A 15,089-nucleotide genomic window follows, 5' to 3' on the forward strand; every position below is an offset into this window, starting at 1 on the left:
CTATGTCAGACAATCCCGAAGCCCTGGCCACAGTCCGGGCAATTATCACACATACTCAGTATCAAACTATTGTTACCAGCGGTAAACATACCGTTATTGCTGATGAGCCGGAAGATTTAGAAGGTGGCGATACCGGCATGTCGCCTAACGAGCTGCTTTTAGCCAGTTTAAGCAGCTGTACTGCAATAACTTTGCAAATGTATATTAAGCGCAAAATGTGGGTGGTTGATGATATTACCCTCGATCTTTCATTACACCAAACCGAAACAGGCATCCTGATTAAAACCGATATTAAAGTTAAAGGCCAGCTTAACGACGAGCAGATTAAACGCCTTACCTATATTGCCGATGTTTGCCCCGTTCACAAAATGCTGGTTGGCGAAATTGTGATAGCGACCAATCTTGTTAAGGCATAAAAAAACGGACCGGATATAAATCCGGCCCGCCTCAATCACTCTAAAACAATCACCTCTACTTTAGAAGTATTTTAAAACAATTATTCAGTTTTCCACTAATTAATTATTCTGATCAAAATTACTAATTATTCCAGGCTTATACTATGCTTGCATAGCTTTTGACGAAGCAATGACACATCAATTATCAGTATAGGCCACAGGGGTTTATTTAGACAGGCCTTTTACAAAAATCTCTATCAATAACAGGCGCTTATGATATATTTCTTCCAGATGTTCTTTTAGTGGGAAGCCGGTTTTTTTATGCGACATGGAACGCACTCTTACACCATGTAAAGCGTCAAGTATTAGGTCAATCATTGCCGCGGCATCATCAATAGGTTTTATCTCACCCTTTTCTACATCCTTCAATAAAGCAACTGTCAGCTGATCAATTTCAGTTTGATGAATATGCGCTATGATCTCCCATATAGTACCGGGCAGGTTTTGTTCGTTGAGCCTGAAAAAGTCGAAGAAATTATAGTTGCTAACCATAAATTCATGATGGGTATCTATCTGGGCCTTAAAGGCGCTCAGCAAATCGGTGGATTGCGCTACCCTTTCAGATAACATATCGATAAAACCCTGAGCCAGTTTTTGCATTACGGCAACGTATAGCTGACTTTTATCTGGAAAGTAATAATACAACAGAGCTTTCGACATGGAAAGATCGCCGGCTATTTCATTCATGGTTGTTTTTGAATAACCATAATGCAAAAAGCGTTGATAGGATGCCTCTAATATCTTTTCCTTTTTTATATCCTGGTGGTCGTTCCCTGAACTCATTTGTATAGATTCCTGACTTTTTAAACAAATTTATCAAATTTTCTATACAATGGCTGTTTTCAGCTCAGAAGTGACTTTGATGTTACATTTTAACTGTTATTTATACAGTTTCGGCAAGCCCTAAACCAGTACCTAAAACAATAGCATCTTCAATGCTTCCTATAATGGGGTCTATTAAATTAGCATGCTTTACCATTGTTTTACGCAAATAAAAACTACCAAATGTAGCAGCTACCGCTGTAACACTTCCTAAAATAGCCCCGGCATATAAATTCCCCCTGGAAGCCTTATAAATGCTGGCCCCCGCAATTGCGCCACTAATACTTCTGGATATGATTGCGGGTAAGGCAATACGGTCGGGCGCGGACGGCATTTTATCGCCTACAAATTCCCCTAATGCCATCACACTTAAAATATTAGCCGTTTTTGCCGATTGCATAAAATTCAATGACGATCTTTCCAATCGTTTAGAATGGTGATGGCTCAGCATTTTGCTGGTAATAGCCGGGGCGGACATAGAGCGCATACCTGCCAATATACCTAATGTAATAACCTGCCAATGCGGTTTAGTGATAACAATTTTCAAAGCGATGTATCTATTAAATCCCTGCTCAAATCTCATAATAATAACCAGCATCTGCAGGCTGTTGTTTTAGCCGGCTTATTTAATCTTAACGTTATCACTGATCAATTAAAACAAAAAGGCAGCTACGGGAATTGTTTATACAGCAACATCACGGTATATGAAAACACAGGAAAATGCCCTTGGTCAGTTGGGCAACGCCATAGGGAAAGGGTTATTAGCTGGTATTGCCGGCACAGCCGCTATTACGCTTTCTCAAATGATAGAGATGAAAATCACCAAGCGAAAACCCAGTGAAGCGCCGGTAAAAGTAGCCAAAGAGGTTACAGCTATAAAACCGTCAAACGCCGCGGCCAAAGAAAAGGTATCGCAGGAAATACATTGGGCTTATGGCACCGCCTGGGGTATAGCCCGTGGCATTGTAGGTTTAACGGGATTAAGAGGCCTCCCCGCAGCAGCCGTACATTTTGCTGCAGTATGGGGAACATCAATGATTATGCTGCCGAAATTTAAAGCTGCGCCACCGGTTACCGAAGAAGATGTCCAAACTATTGCCATTGATGGCGTGCATCATGCCGTATATGCTTTAGCCGCGGGTTTTGTTTATGACGCTTTAGACAATAGTTACCATGAAACCAAGCTGCACAAAGTAGTGAAGCAATTGAAACTGAAAGGCATACTAAAAAAGTAATTTACGGTTAAGCTATTTCACAATTATATGATATCATATTAATGCCTTTAGGTTTATATTTGAACATATAAACAGCTATCCTATGTCGCCATTAATTGAAATAACCGACCCGAAGGTTTTTGACCCTGAAACTATTATTATTGATGTACGTGCCGGTGCAGGGGGGCATGAGCGTTACCTGGCCGGACATTTACCAAACGCCATATTTGCAACGCTTGATGATGACCTTGCTGCACATCCTGAAGATCCCGCTTTTGGGGGGCGGCATCCCTTACCGGCTGTAAAGGATTTTACCGGCACTTTAACTAAGTGGGGAATTACCCCCGATAGCCATATAGTGATATACGATGATAAAGCTGCCGCTATGGGGGGCGCACGTTTATGGTGGATGTTAAAGGCTATCGGCCATAAAAATGTACAGGTATTAAATGGCGGCCTAAAAGCTGCTACCGACGCGGGGATTGTACTAAGCACTGATGATTATCAGCCTAAAGCTGCCGCAGCACCATACCCTACCCCTGCCGGTTACAACGGCACTGCCGATATTGACGAAGTGGGCGAAGCGGCCAAGAGTGACGATAAGGTGGTGATTGATGTACGCGAAAACGCACGGTACCTGGGCCTTACCGAGCCGCTCGATCTGATAGCGGGTCACATCCCTGGGGCAGAAAACCTGTTCTATGCTAAAAACATGGACGAAAATGGGAAATACCTTGCGCCTGAAAAACTTGCAGAAATGTATAGATCGGCAATAGGAAATGTAAAACCGGAAAATGTAATTGTGCATTGTGGTTCAGGAGTTACGGCCTGCCATACGTTGCTTGGCATGGCCAGTGCAGGAATTACTGAACCGAGGTTATATGTAGGTTCGTGGAGCGAATGGTCAAGGCGCGATTTGCCGATAGCTACAGATATTGTTTAAGATTGCTTAAAGCAGTTCATTTATAATGTTCAGGTCATTCCAGCCGTAGCCGCCATTAAATTCTCCGTTTTTTGTGTAAAGGCGCTTACCACCCATTATTTCGTGAAAATGGCACGAAGGGTTTTTATTATCGCCAAAAAATACCATGGAAGTGATACCCATATCTAAAAACCGGTTTGCTACCTGGCGAACCAGTCTGCGCCCAAGTCCTAAACACTGATATTGGCTTAATAGATATAGTTTGTTTAGTTCGCCTGTATAATCGGGGAAGTCATTGTGCGCATATTTTTGTCCTTTGGCAAACCCAACCAATTCCTTTTCAGGGTTCACTACCACATAACAAAACCAATCTATCTGGGCTTCTTTAAATTGATCGCGCCATTGCCATAAGCGGGTTTCAAGCGTGGGTTTGTATCTTACCATCCAATAAGTTTCATTCCATACCTGTACATGCAGGGCCGCCAAAGCCGGTATATCGCTTTCAACAGCAGCCCTTATCACAAAATCATCAGGCATGTAGCCATGCACGTTAAGCAGCCGCATGTTCTCGCGTTTAGACGACCTGTTCAACGAAAAAATAAGGCGCATAAATGCGGCTGCAGTATTTTTAACAATAGCTTTCACTTTGGTTATAATTGGCAGTATAGGTTAAAACCAATCTAAAGTTACAAATATACCCTGCTAATGTATCAAATGTGTCTATTGCAATTACTGGTATCCTGCTTTAACTATATTTACCTGTCTAAAAACCAATTTTGTAAACCTGGCAGGTGAAATTTATCCCTGTGTACACCATCAAATGAGTTTTATTTAATGAAAAACCGTTTCAAAGTCCTGCTATTTGCAGCAATATTACCAGCTTTTAGCACCTTAAAAGCACAATCTATAGATAATGGCCCGGCCGAGCGCGCCTATCTGGTAACTACGCTTACCAAAATTGCCGATCCGGTGCTGGATGCCTTAAGCAAAAATCAGTTAAAAAAACTGATGCCAGTAGAAGCTAAGGACCCTAAAGAGCGTGCATACAGCACCCATTTGGAAGCGTTTGGGCGGCTGCTGGCGGGTATGGCACCCTGGCTTGAACTTGGCCCGGATAATACGCCGGAAGGTAAACTGCGTAAAAAATATATCGACCTGGCTTTAATAAGCATTCATAATGCTACCGACCCCAAAGGGCCCGATTTTTTAAATTTCAGTCAGGGCCATCAGCCAGTGGTTGATGTCGCATTTTTTGCGCAGGCATTATTACGTTCACCAAACCAATTATGGGGTAAGCTTGATGCCGCTACAAAGGCTAATGTGATAGCAGCTTTAAAATCGTCAAGGGTGATTACCCCATCCTATTCAAACTGGCTTTTATTTAGTGCAACCATTGAGGCCGCATTATTAAAATACGATCATTACGGCGATAGGATGCGTATGGATTACGCCATAAAGCAACACTTAAATGTATGGTATAAAGGCGACGGCGCTTATGGTGACGGCCCTAATTTCCACTGGGATTACTACAACAGTTTTGTTATACAGCCGATGCTGGTTCAGACCCTGAAAACCATTGTTGATGTTGATGTTGATAGCGCCCAAAAAGCCCCTTATAAGTTGGCATTAGCACATATTAAACGCTACGCCGCTGTGCAGGAGCGCATGATATCGCCGGAAGGCACCTACCCTGTTATAGGCCGGTCCCTGGCCTACCGTTGCGGTGCTTTCCAGGCATTGGCGATGGTAGCCTTAATGCACGAATTACCCGAACATATTAAGCCGCAACAAGTGCGCGCGGCCTTGTATACTATAATTAAACGCCAAATGGAAGCACCGCAAACCTTCGACAACAAGGGCTGGCTGCAAATTGGCATTTATGGGCACCAGCCTACTATTGGCGAAACCTATATTTCTACAGGCAGCCTTTATTTATGCTCTGAAGGGTTTTTAACGCTCGGCTTACTGGCAACTGATAAGTTTTGGCAAGGAGCCGACGAAGACTGGACAAGTAAAAAAGTATGGAAAGGCATAGATGTACCTATTGACCATGCTATTGATGACAAAGAAAAATAAGTACAATGAAAAACAGCAAAGCAATTATATTATTATTAGCAGCAACGTTAACTGCACCATTTATAGCCACGGCACAGGTAAAAAATCATTTTAAACCAAAGCCTGAACTGGTAAAACTGATTGATAAAAACTTTATTGATGGGGCAAAACAGTATAAAATACTAATGAAGCATGTACCCGCTGACAGTTTACCTAATACCTATGAAAAAGGTAAATGGGTGATCATCCCATCGAACAATTGGGTGAGCGGTTTTTATCCGGGCACATTATTTCTGCTTTATCAGGCTACTAAAGACACTGCGCTTTATAACGAGGGCATGCGCAAGCTAAAAGTTATGGAGAAAGAGCAAACCATTAACTCGCATGATATTGGTTTTATGATGTACGATAGCTATGGTGTGATCAACCGCCTAAAACCTGATGCTGCTTATAAACAAATTTTGCTGACCAGCGCGGCCACCTTAGCCAAACGGTTTAACCCAACAGTGGGTTGTACCATGTCGTGGTCGTCACAGCCGGGACAATTCAGGGTGATTATTGATAATATGATGAACCTGGAACTGCTGATGTGGGCATCAAAGGTAAGCGGCGACCCCTCATACGCCAAAGTGGCCATATCACATGCTAACACCACCATGAAAAACCATTTCAGGCCCGATTATAGCTCGTATCACCTGGTAAACTACAACCCGGCAACTGGCGAGGTGATCAAAAAGCAAACCGTACAAGGCTATGCCGATTCATCGGCATGGGCGCGCGGGCAAGGCTGGGGCTTATATGGCTTTACGATGATGTATCGCGAAACTAAAGATCCTAAATACCTGGCCCAGGCCGAACATATTGCCAGCTTTATATTAAACAATCCTAACCTGCCGGCAGATAAAGTTCCCTATTGGGATTTCGACGCGCCCGGCAAACCCAATATCGAGCGCGATGCATCTGCCGGGGCAATTTATGCTTCAGCACTGATCGAGTTATCTCGTTATACATCTGCCGCCAATGCTAAGCGTTATATGGCAGCTGCCGAGACGATATTGCGCACGTTATCATCGCCAGCATTTAAGGCGGCGCCGGGTACCAATGGTGGTTTTATACTGGAACATAGCACAGGACATAAACCTAAAAAGCAATTAGTGAATGTGCCGCTAACCTATGCCGATTATTATTTTGCAGAGGCTATGCTGCGGTACAAAAACATGGATAAAAATATTGATTAGCGTAGAAACCATAGGCGTTCAGCTGGTTTCGCTAAAGTTAAAACGCTATCTTAGCACTACCAATCATATAAACATTTATCGGTGTAATTATTAAAAATGCGGTTATTGCTGAGATATATTTTAATGTGCCTTGCATTTTGCCCGCTGGTAACCAGCGGGCAAAATGCTGCTGTTAAATTCAAGCATCTCACCATAAACGAAGGCCTTTCGCAAAACACGGTTTATGGCACCTTGCAGGACAGCCAAGGCTTTGTTTGGATAGGTACTGAAGATGGACTGAACCGTTATAATGGATACGATTTTAACATTTACAAGCATACTAAAAGCCCTGCCAGTTTAACAAATAGCCAAATAACCTGCCTGTTTGAAGATAAAAACAAACAACTGTGGGTTGGTACCACCGATGGGCTAAACATTTACAACCGCGAGAAAGACAGTTTTAAAAGGCTGTATACGCAATCAAAAAAGACATCCGAGAATAACGATTATATCACTACTATCCTGCAGGATAAAGCCGGGGATTTTTGGGTAGCAACCTATGACGGCCTCAAACTATACAATCCGGCAAGTTATAGTTTCACTGCTTTCCTTATTCCTAACCCTGTTAACAACAAGCTAACTAACAAGATACAAACCATGACCTTATCCCATAATCAATTATGGATAGGTACCGGTAATGATTTAAAATTATTTGACATAGCAACTCGCAGGTTCGTCCCCCTGCCATCCCTGCTTACTGAAAATAATCTGCTTAGGAAAAGCGGGATACGTTGTATCAGGCAAGGCAAAAGGGATAATTATTGGATAGGTACCGAAACGGCAGGCCTGTTTAATTTCGACCGGCATAAAAATACGTGCATTAATTATCGCCAGCAGGCAGGCAACCCAAATAGCCTGTTAAGCGACATTGTGCGCGATGTGTTGGTAGTGGATACCAGCGAAATATGGATAGGTACGCGCGAGGGTTTAAGCATTTTGAAATCGGGGCGAATTAATAATTACACTTATGATAAATACAATCCCGAGGCTTTAACCCATAATTCCGTACGTCACTTTATGAAAGACAAGGCGGGCAACATTTGGGTAGGTACCTATGCAGGTGGCGTAGATATATTTTATGCGGAAAGTAAGAACTTCCTAAATATATCCGAACAGATAGGATTAAGACCAGGGTTAAGCCAGCGGGTAGTAAGCGCGGTTATTAAAAACCCCGACGGAAGTTTATGGATAGGCACCGAAGGCGGAGGCTTAAATTATGCCAATATTAGTAAAGGCGTATATAGGCATTATAATATTACCGATGAGCAGGCTTTAAGCGGCAGCAACATTATAAAATCACTCAGTAAAGACCCAGCAGGGAATTTATGGGTGGGTACCTATAACGGGCTTTATTATTTTGATGTAAACCGTAAACAGTTTAACCAAATTAAGTTATCAAAAACCGATAATTCTCCCGCCAGCAACCAAATCTATGCGCTTGATGCTACAACCGGTACTGTTTGCATTGGTACAAATGGCGCCGGATTACAATTTTTAACCAAAAACGGCCTGGAGGTGACGTATTTACACAGTCAGACCGATCCGCATAGCATCAGCAGTAATAATATCAGCACCATATTATCCGATAATGGCAATTACTGGATAGGCACCCAGCGCGGGTTGAATTACTTTAACAGCAATACTAAAAAGTTTACCCGGCTAAAGTTTAATGAAGGTAATGCTTATAGTTTAAGCAGCAATGCTGTTATCAGCTTGTTTATTGATTTGCGCGGGCGCTTATGGGTTGGCACCGAGGGCGGCGGGCTAAATTATTATGACCGTACCAATAACAGGTTTTATGCTATTGGCGAAAGCGAAGGAATGGGCAATGGGGTTGTACATGCTATTAACGAGGATTTGCAGGGCAATTTATGGGTAAGTACGAATAAGGGCTTATCAAAAATCGCGTTTAAGAATTTTAATTTACCATTCAATACACTAAACCTTAAAATAACCAATTACACCATTGCTGATGGGTTGCCAAGCAACCAGTTTTCTAACAATGCCACTAACCTGCACCCGGGCAGCCAGATGATCTTTGGCAGCATATCCGGCATAACGGTGTTCGATCCGGCGCATATCATTACCAATACCTATAAACCACCGGTGGTTATTACCGACTTCCTGATCCGGAATAAACCGGTTTTAGTAAGCGATGCGGATTCGCCTTTGCAAAGCCAGATCAATGAAACTAAGGAAATTACGCTAACGCACGATCAGGGTTTTATCAGTTTCCGGTTCGCCGCTTTAAATTTCATTAATCCTGATAATAACCATTATGCCTATAAGCTGGAAGGCTTTAAAGGTGATAACGACTGGCATTATGTAGATAATCAGCGGATGGCCACCTATACTAATTTGGATGCCGGTACGTATGTTTTCCGGGTAAAAGCAGCCAATAACGATGGGGTTTGGAACAACCAGGTAAAATCCATTAAACTAATTGTGCTGCCGCCCTGGTGGAAAACATGGTGGGCTTACTTAATTTATGTGGCCATTATTGGTATGCTATTATACCTGTTCTACTCCTATTCCATTAAAACGGCAAGGCTGACTAACGAATTGGAGTTTGAACATTTAAGTCACCAGAAAGACCAGGAGCTGGCCCAAAGGAAGCTGGCCTTCTTTACCAATATCTCGCACGAGATCAAGACCCCGCTTACGCTGATACTGGCCCCGTTGGAGAAACTCATCAGGCTGAATGAGAGTAATAATAAGGTGCAAAACCAATTGATGTTGATGCAGCGTAACGGCGAACGGTTGATCAGGCTGATCAACCAGTTGCTGGATTTTCGCAAGTTTGAAGAGGGTAATATGAAACTGCAGGCGGCTGAAGGGAATGTGGTGCGATTTATTAACGAGATCGTAATATCGTTTGAAGGGTATGCTCAATCGAAAAATATTACGCTTGTTTTCAAATCACAATCACCCGATATCCAGGTTTATTATGACAGGGACAAGCTGGAAAAGATATTTTATAATTTATTATCAAATGCTTTAAAATTTACTCCAGATGGAGGTAAAGTATCAGTAAATGTCAAGACGGAAAACGGTAGTTTATTGGTTGATGTAGAAGACAATGGCGTGGGCATCCCACCTGAAAATATTGAGAAGATATTTAACCGTTTCAACCATTTTAGCGAACCAGGCAGAAGTATTAGCGGCACAGGTATAGGCCTCTCGTTTTCACAGGGACTGGCAGAACTGCACAGCGGCAGTATTAGCGTTGAGAGTACCGTTGGCAACAATACCGAACGCGGGCACACATGTTTTACAGTGAAACTGCCTTTAGGTAAGTCGCACCTGAAACCCGATGAAATAGTAGCTGATTTTAAAGATAGTGAACGCATTGAACAATATCTGTTGCCATCAATCCACAAAAAGCAACCGATTGATGCTATCCTTCGCCCGGTAGCTGAAGATATAGATAAACCCGTGATGCTGATAGTTGAAGACAACGCCGAAGTGCTAAACTTTGTGGCAGCTAACTTTATGGCCGATTACAATGTCCATATAGCCCATGATGGCGTTGAGGGTTTAAAATTGGCAACAGAGCTTATACCCGATATTGTGATAAGCGATGTAATGATGCCTAACATGAACGGCATTACTCTTTGCAGCAAGATAAAGACCGATACGCGTACCAGCCATATCCCGGTAATATTGTTAACTGCCCGTACTCCGCTGATATTTAAGCTTGAGGGGCTGGAAACCGGTGCCGACGATTATATTACCAAACCTTTCAGTATTGATATATTGGAAACCCGCGTACGCAACCTGGTCGATTCCCGTAAAAAACTGCGCGACCGTTACCGCAAAGAAATTAGTCTGCAGCCGCAAAACGTAGCCATTACATCGCCAGATGAAAAATTCCTGGCTAAAGTAATGGCCTTTATTGAACGCAATATGGCCGAAACTACTTTAAGTGTGGAAGAGTTAGGTAAAGAAGTGGGCATGAGCCGGGTAACCCTATACCGTAAAATTAAAGCGCTTACCAACCAAACCGCTATTGAATTCATCCGTGGGGTGCGCATTAAACGCGCTGCACAGTTATTAGAGCAAAATAAATTTAACGTAAGCGAAGTAGCTTATATGGTAGGTTTTATTGATGTAGATTACTTTAGAAAATGCTTTAAAGAGCAATATGGCCACACCCCTAAAGAATATGCTTATTCGGCCGAAAAGTAAATCCTGGATTATTTCAGCAATGCCTTATTTATCTTACCAATTAAACCCGGCCCTTCATAAATAAACCCGGTATACAACTGCACCAGCGACGCCCCTGCATTCAATTTTTCTAAAGCATCTTCGGCAGAATGAATACCCCCAACCCCTATTATCGGGAATGAACCGTTTGACTTTTTATGCAGGTAACTGATCACCTCGGTTGATCGGTGTGTTAACGGCTTACCGCTCAATCCGCCTATTTCATTTTTTAATGTTTCAGGAGACGACAAACCTTCGCGACTGATAGTTGTGTTAGTGGCTATTACCCCTGCAATGCCGCTTTGCTGTACAATCTCTACTATATCGTCCAACTGTTCAGTGGTTAGGTCGGGCGCTATTTTAAGCAGTACCGGGCGAGTGATGCCATTTTTATGATTACGTTGTTGCAGTGTACTTAATATATTAAGCAGCGGTTCTTTTTCCTGCAAAGCGCGCAATCCCGGTGTGTTTGGTGAGCTAACATTTACCACAAAATAGTCTACCACATCAAACAGGCGGTCGAAACATTTAATATAATCGTTAACGGCTTCTTCATTGGGGGTTATCTTGTTTTTGCCAATATTTCCGCCAATTATAATGCGTTGTTCTTTGGAAGCGTGGCTTTTACGGTATTCGCTGATCTTTTCGGCCATGGCATCTACACCGTAGTTGTTAAAACCCATCCGGTTAATGAGCGCTTCATCAGCCGGCAACCTGAACATGCGGGGTTTAGGGTTTCCATCTTGCGGCAAAGGCGTAACGGTACCCGTTTCAATAAACCCGAAACCCAGGTTGGCCATTTCTTTTATCAATACGCCATTCTTGTCAAAACCTGCAGCTAAGCCAACAGGGTTTTTAAACGTCAGGCCAAATACTTCACGTTCCAGCCTTTTATCTTCTACATTCCAAATAGCGCGACTGATTGCGCTGCCGCCGGGTAGTTTATTAATCAGCTGCAGGCCGTCGGTTACAAAATAGTGGACATTTTCAGGATCGAACTTGAAAAGGATGGGCTTAATGAGCGAATACATCCCGCAAAGTTAAATTTATTTAAGTTTTAGCCAATAACTGATAGTCCGGAGTGCAAGGTTTTAAATATATTTGTTTATCCGGTAGTCAATCTTTCCTGACTATGATCTATAAACCATTTAACTATACCAGAATGAACAACACCCGCCGCTCTTTTATTACCAATGCTGCAATAGGCACACTTGCCGCTCTGTCTATACCTGAACTTGCTTCATCAGCTTTTGCGGAAGCTAAAGGTAAAAAAGTAAGATTAACTGAAAATGACATTGTCCTTTTCCAAGGCGATTCCATTACCGACTCGGGCAGGGACAAAAAGAAAACCGAGGCTAATAACGTAGCCTGTATGGGCAGTGGTTACGCGCTGGTGGCCGGTTCGCGCTTACTGGTTGATCATCCTGAAAAAAAACTGCAGATATACAACAAAGGCATTAGCGGTAATAAAGTATACCAATTGGCCGACCGATGGGACGAGGATTGCCTGAGCCTGAAACCAAACGTACTTAGTATTTTTGTTGGCGTTAACGATTACTGGCACACACTTAACCCAAAAACTCCGTATACAGGCACCATTGAAACTTACCGAACTGATTATAAAAAACTGATCGACCGCACTAAAGCCGCATTGCCCGACGTGAAATTGATCATTTGCGAACCGTATGCCATTAACGGCGTAAAATCGGTTACCGATGCCTGGTACCCAAAATTTCCGGAGTTCCAGGTAGCGGCGCGTGAAATAGCCGAACAGTACGGCGCTGCTTTTGTACCCTTTCAAACTGTAGTTGATAAAGCCCTGAAACAAGCCCCCGGCAATTACTGGAGCAACGATGGCGTACACCCTAACATGGCTGGCATTACACTACTGGCGCATGCATGGCTGGAAGCGGTGAAGGGTTAGAGGTTGAAGATTAGTTAATTAGAGATTAGTTACCACCCTTTAAACTAATCTCTAATTAACTAATCACCGTTTTTAAGCTCCGCTTAAAAACCGTATCTTTGCGCGCAAATGATCGCTATAAATAATCTTACGTTCGAGATAGGTGCAAGGGCATTGTATGATGAGGCTAACTGGCATATTAAACCTGGTGAAAAGATAGGCCTGATTGGGGCTAACGGTACCGGCAAAACCACTCTTTTAAAAATGATCGTAGGCGAATACAAGCCTACTTCGGGTACCATATCTATGGCTAAGGATTTAACCATGGGGTATCTTAACCAGGACCTGCTCTCCTACTCATCTGATAAAAACATTGTACACGTAGCTATGGAGGCTTTTGAGCGTCAGAACCAGTTACATGATGAGATAGAGGCTTTACTGCAAAAACTGGAAACCGATTATAGCGAAGACCTTTTACATAAACTAAGCGATAAGCAGCACGAATTTGAACTGCTTGACGGCTATAATATTGAATACAAAGCTCACGAAATTTTAGCCGGTTTAGGCTTTAGCGAGGCCGATTGCCATCGCAAGCTCAGTACCTTTTCAGGCGGTTGGCGTATGCGTGTAATGCTGGCTAAGATCCTGTTACAAGCCCCTGATATTTTGTTACTGGATGAGCCTACCAACCACCTTGACTTACCCTCTATCCAATGGCTGGAAGATTATCTGAAAGCTTTTAGCGGCGCTATTATCATCGTATCGCACGATAGATGGTTTTTGGATAAAGTAATTAACCGCACGGTTGAATCGCGTAAAGGTAAACTGAATGTTTATGCTGGCAATTACACTTTCTATTTAGAAGAAAAAGCGCTGCGTGCCGAAATACAACGCGGGGAGTTTAAAAACCAGCAGTCGAAAATAAAACAGGAAGAACGTTTGATCGAGCGTTTCCGGGCTAAGGCATCCAAAGCAAAAATGGCGCAATCGCGCATTAAAATGCTTGACAAAATGGAGCGCGTGGATGATGTGGATGATGATAATCCTGAAGTTAACTTTAGCTTCAAATTCAGCAAGCAATCCGGGCGTCACGTTGTGATGTTAGAGCATATCACCAAAAAATACCCCACTATCGATATTTTGAATGACGCCGAAGCCGTAATTGAAAAAGGCGACAAAATAGCTTTGATAGGCGCCAATGGTAAAGGTAAATCAACACTGTTGCGTATTGTAGCAGGCGCTGATAAGGATTTTACCGGTAAAGCCATTGTTGGCCATAACGTTACGCAAACATTCTTTGCGCAGCACCAGTTAGAATCGCTGCACCTGGAAAACCAGATATTGCAGGAATTGCAGGCCTTCGCGCCAAAGCATACCGATACCGAGTTACGCTCGATATTAGGCTCATTCCTGTTCACAGGTGATGATGTTTTCAAAAAGATCAAAGTGCTTTCGGGTGGCGAAAAATCGCGCGTGGCATTGGCGAAGGCACTAACTGCCGACGCAAACTTCCTGGTACTGGATGAGCCCACCAACCACCTGGATATGGCATCGGTTAACATCCTGATCCAAGCCTTGCAACAATATGAGGGTACGGTTATCGTAGTATCGCACGATCGATACTTCCTTGATAATATCGCTAACAAAATATGGTTTATTGAAGATCAGAAGATCAAACAATATCCGGGCACTTACCAGGAATACGAAGAATGGGCGGCAAAACGTAAGTTGGAACCCAAAGCTGCGCTACCTGCTCCCCAACCTAAAAAGGAAGAAAAGAAACCCGAACCGGTTAAGCAACAGCCCACTGAAAATAAATATCAACAGCTAAAAAAGCTGAATCAGGATCTTTCAAAAATGGAAGAGCAAATTTCTGCTTTGGAAACTGAGGTTAAACAATTGGAAGGAAAACTTGCTGACAGCGGCATCTACAACGATGCTAACAAGCTAAAGGAAACCAAAAGTGCTTATCAAGCAAAACAAGGCGAATTAAAATCGCTGCAAGCCAAATGGGAAACCCTGGCTGAGCAGATAATGGAGATGGAAGCGTAGTTACAGTCCGGAAGACCGAAAGTCCGGAAGTAAAAGCATCATCTCCGATATGTCATTGCGAGGAGCAGTGAAGATGTGTGTTGGGGCGACGCGGCCATCCCGTCGCTTGTAAACTTACTATGAGATTGCTACGCTATCGCTCGCAATGACAAGTTTTTTATTATTTTAGATTAATACATCAAC

12 protein-coding genes are annotated in these 15,089 nt (G+C 43.0%); 8 read left to right on the forward strand and 4 right to left on the reverse strand.

Annotation, left to right across the window (positions count from 1 at the left end):
* Positions 1-2: 2 nt before the first annotated feature.
* Positions 3-416, forward strand: a complete 414-nt coding sequence (locus IRJ18_RS11720; protein ID WP_194106387.1) for an OsmC family protein — start codon at positions 3-5, stop codon at positions 414-416.
* A 204-nt stretch (positions 417-620) separates the two neighbouring features.
* Here the strand turns inward: IRJ18_RS11720 and IRJ18_RS11725 are convergent, their stop codons facing one another.
* Both IRJ18_RS11725 and IRJ18_RS11730 read right to left on the reverse strand, forming a co-directional pair.
* Positions 621-1,238 (reverse strand): TetR/AcrR family transcriptional regulator, encoded by a 618-nt coding sequence (locus IRJ18_RS11725; RefSeq protein WP_194106388.1) that lies wholly within the window; start codon positions 1,236-1,238, stop codon positions 621-623.
* 100 nt (positions 1,239-1,338) lie between these two features.
* Positions 1,339-1,824: a DUF4126 family protein gene (locus IRJ18_RS11730; protein ID WP_194106389.1), complete on the reverse strand. Its 486-nt coding sequence runs from the start codon at positions 1,822-1,824 to the stop codon at positions 1,339-1,341.
* Positions 1,825-1,981: 157 nt separating this feature from the next.
* On the opposite strand from IRJ18_RS11730, the gene IRJ18_RS11735 reads away from it, so the two are divergent.
* Both IRJ18_RS11735 and IRJ18_RS11740 read left to right on the forward strand, forming a co-directional pair.
* A complete protein-coding gene (locus IRJ18_RS11735) occupies positions 1,982-2,512 on the forward strand; it encodes a hypothetical protein (RefSeq protein ID WP_194106390.1) in 531 nt (176 codons plus the stop codon).
* An 82-nt stretch (positions 2,513-2,594) separates the two neighbouring features.
* Positions 2,595-3,434 (forward strand): sulfurtransferase, encoded by an 840-nt coding sequence (locus tag IRJ18_RS11740; protein WP_194106391.1) that lies wholly within the window; start codon positions 2,595-2,597, stop codon positions 3,432-3,434.
* Between the two features lie 6 nt (positions 3,435-3,440).
* Here IRJ18_RS11740 and IRJ18_RS11745 read toward each other — a convergent pair whose 3' ends face one another.
* Positions 3,441-4,058: a GNAT family N-acetyltransferase gene (locus tag IRJ18_RS11745; RefSeq protein ID WP_194106392.1), complete on the reverse strand. Its 618-nt coding sequence runs from the start codon at positions 4,056-4,058 to the stop codon at positions 3,441-3,443.
* 189 nt (positions 4,059-4,247) lie between these two features.
* Between IRJ18_RS11745 and IRJ18_RS11750 the strand changes: the two genes are divergently transcribed.
* The 3 genes from IRJ18_RS11750 (at position 4,248) to IRJ18_RS11760 (ending at position 10,933) form a co-directional block, all read left to right on the forward strand.
* A complete protein-coding gene (locus IRJ18_RS11750; RefSeq protein WP_194106393.1) occupies positions 4,248-5,489 on the forward strand; it encodes a DUF2264 domain-containing protein in 1,242 nt (413 codons plus the stop codon).
* A gap of 5 nt (positions 5,490-5,494) precedes the next feature.
* Positions 5,495-6,706 carry a glycoside hydrolase family 88 protein gene (locus IRJ18_RS11755; RefSeq protein ID WP_194106394.1) on the forward strand — a complete coding sequence of 404 codons (1,212 nt, stop codon included), beginning with the start codon at positions 5,495-5,497 and terminating at the stop codon, positions 6,704-6,706.
* A 123-nt stretch (positions 6,707-6,829) separates the two neighbouring features.
* Positions 6,830-10,933 (forward strand): hybrid sensor histidine kinase/response regulator transcription factor, encoded by a 4,104-nt coding sequence (locus tag IRJ18_RS11760; protein ID WP_194106395.1) that lies wholly within the window; start codon positions 6,830-6,832, stop codon positions 10,931-10,933.
* Between the two features lie 8 nt (positions 10,934-10,941).
* On the opposite strand, the gene IRJ18_RS11765 is transcribed toward IRJ18_RS11760, so the two are convergent.
* Entirely contained in the window at positions 10,942-11,982 is a 1,041-nt protein-coding gene (locus IRJ18_RS11765) for a quinone-dependent dihydroorotate dehydrogenase (protein WP_194106396.1), read from the reverse strand.
* A gap of 101 nt (positions 11,983-12,083) precedes the next feature.
* Here IRJ18_RS11765 and IRJ18_RS11770 point away from each other — a divergent pair, with 101 nt between their 5' ends.
* Together IRJ18_RS11770 and IRJ18_RS11775 are read left to right on the forward strand one after the other, a co-directional pair.
* The gene (locus tag IRJ18_RS11770) at positions 12,084-12,875 is read left to right on the forward strand and encodes an SGNH/GDSL hydrolase family protein (RefSeq protein ID WP_228072714.1); all 792 of its coding nucleotides are present in this window, start codon (positions 12,084-12,086) and stop codon (positions 12,873-12,875) included.
* Positions 12,876-12,983: 108 nt separating this feature from the next.
* Positions 12,984-14,906: an ABC-F family ATP-binding cassette domain-containing protein gene (locus tag IRJ18_RS11775; protein WP_194106397.1), complete on the forward strand. Its 1,923-nt coding sequence runs from the start codon at positions 12,984-12,986 to the stop codon at positions 14,904-14,906.
* Positions 14,907-15,089: the final 183 nt, after the last annotated feature.

The sequence above is a fragment of the Mucilaginibacter boryungensis genome (genome assembly GCF_015221995.1).
GTDB lineage: Bacteria > Bacteroidota > Bacteroidia > Sphingobacteriales > Sphingobacteriaceae > Mucilaginibacter > Mucilaginibacter boryungensis.

What these genes read in the sequence shown, in the direction of transcription:
- IRJ18_RS11755 (WP_194106394.1), top strand. Translation starts at nt 5,495, where the DNA reads ATGAAAAACAGCAAAGCAATTATATTATTATTAGCAGCAACGTTAACT.
- IRJ18_RS11760 (WP_194106395.1), top strand. Translation starts at nt 6,830, where the DNA reads ATGTGCCTTGCATTTTGCCCGCTGGTAACCAGCGGGCAAAATGCTGCT.
- IRJ18_RS11725 (WP_194106388.1), bottom strand. Translation starts at nt 1,238, where the DNA reads ATGAGTTCAGGGAACGACCACCAGGATATAAAAAAGGAAAAGATATTA.
- IRJ18_RS11770 (WP_228072714.1), top strand. Translation starts at nt 12,084, where the DNA reads ATGATCTATAAACCATTTAACTATACCAGAATGAACAACACCCGCCGC.
- IRJ18_RS11740 (WP_194106391.1), top strand. Translation starts at nt 2,595, where the DNA reads ATGTCGCCATTAATTGAAATAACCGACCCGAAGGTTTTTGACCCTGAA.
- IRJ18_RS11775 (WP_194106397.1), top strand. Translation starts at nt 12,984, where the DNA reads ATGATCGCTATAAATAATCTTACGTTCGAGATAGGTGCAAGGGCATTG.
- IRJ18_RS11765 (WP_194106396.1), bottom strand. Translation starts at nt 11,982, where the DNA reads ATGTATTCGCTCATTAAGCCCATCCTTTTCAAGTTCGATCCTGAAAAT.
- IRJ18_RS11720 (WP_194106387.1), top strand. Translation starts at nt 3, where the DNA reads ATGTCAGACAATCCCGAAGCCCTGGCCACAGTCCGGGCAATTATCACA.
- IRJ18_RS11735 (WP_194106390.1), top strand. Translation starts at nt 1,982, where the DNA reads ATGAAAACACAGGAAAATGCCCTTGGTCAGTTGGGCAACGCCATAGGG.
- IRJ18_RS11750 (WP_194106393.1), top strand. Translation starts at nt 4,248, where the DNA reads ATGAAAAACCGTTTCAAAGTCCTGCTATTTGCAGCAATATTACCAGCT.